The organism is Streptomyces sp. NPDC047974, assembly GCF_040653375.1.
Classification (GTDB): domain Bacteria; phylum Actinomycetota; class Actinomycetes; order Streptomycetales; family Streptomycetaceae; genus Streptomyces.
In genome coordinates this window covers 1-1,243 of record NZ_JBEZNU010000120.1, presented here as the reverse complement: position 1 = coordinate 1,243, position 1,243 = coordinate 1, and the positions used below count along the sequence as shown (strand labels likewise).

2 protein-coding genes are annotated in these 1,243 nt (G+C 52.9%); one reads left to right on the top strand and one right to left on the bottom strand.

What is annotated here, in order from left to right; all coding sequences use genetic code 11:
• Positions 1 to 917, top strand: a 917-nt coding sequence (locus AB0E19_RS38795; RefSeq protein WP_362189980.1) for a Shedu immune nuclease family protein, incomplete at its 5' end; no start/stop codon positions are given.
• A 55-nt stretch (positions 918 to 972) separates the two neighbouring features.
• Here AB0E19_RS38795 and AB0E19_RS38790 read toward each other — a convergent pair.
• Positions 973 to 1,243 (bottom strand): hypothetical protein (locus AB0E19_RS38790; protein WP_362189977.1); only part of this gene is annotated, 271 nt, incomplete at its 5' end.

Genomic DNA, 1,243 nt, shown 5'->3' with positions numbered 1-1,243 from the left:
TTCTTGACCGTCTGAAGAAGAGCTTGGATCGATTGACGCAGCGACATCAGCGAGAGACTGCAGCGGACAAAAAACTCGTCTGTTACACCAGCTTGCTGCATCAGGCAGCGCCGGAGCTGTACCCAGCCAAGGCACGAAAGCTACCTCCGGATCTGCTTGCTAGCTTAGTTTCATTGGGGTCGGCGACGCCTACTCTTTCATCTAATGATCAGCAGCAGGCAGTCAAGCTGGCGCAACAGAGCGTCCCTACCCTGGCGAAATCCGCACCACACACTCTCTACAACCTGAAGGCGGAGATTGAACTGGTCACCCTTGGCCAGCTCATTGACGTCTATAAAAAAATGATGGAAAGCAACGTTGCGGAGCCGAAATGGCAGAGCTTCCTCAGCGGAAACCCATTTATTCTCGACATGGCCTTTGGATACCCCGTTAAGAAAATTGCCGACCAACCCTACGTAGGCGGTAAGAATTTTAGTGGTCGGGGTGGGCAGTATTCCGACTTCCTAATGGCAGCCAAGGCTACCGGCAACCTTGCGTTGATCGAGATCAAACATCCCCAGCATGACCTATTGGGGAGACAGTACCGGCAAACCTATATCCCGTCCTTCGAACTGAGTGGATCGGTCGCCCAGATCGTCAGTCAGCGAAGCAACGTACAGCGCGAGATAGATAGCCTAGCGCGTGGCTTCAAAGAGCGTGTTCACGCACATGCAGTTGCGGCCATCGTCATAATTGGCCGCACTCCGGAAGAAGAGGATAAGCAGGAAGCTTTTGAGCAATATCGAAATGGGCTCAAGGATGTGCTTGTGGTCACCTTTGATGAGTTACAGATTCGCCTTGAAAGTATCTATCAAGCGCTGACACCACAAACTCCAGAGGAGCCTGAGGGGATAAGAGATGAAGACCTGCCCTTTTAGAGACCGACGCAGCCATTGGGAGCCTGATAGAAACGAATGTCTGTCCCTCCAGGCGCTAGTAGTCCATGTTGGTGTGAAGCTCCCACAGATGACTCCAGTGGTCGATAAACCTCTCCAACGCTTCCTCCCCGCCCGAGGTTGCCTCCTTGTAAGACTGCAACGATTCTTCGTCGAACGAAGGGTCAATGCCAGCCTCCATCAGCCGGCAGGCGCCGGCGAGATGCCCCATGGATAGCAACTTGTCGACATCATCGAAGATGGCGCAATTTAACTCGTGATCATTGGCCCCTATAGGGATCAAAGAGAACCGGGCACTTTTCCCAAAT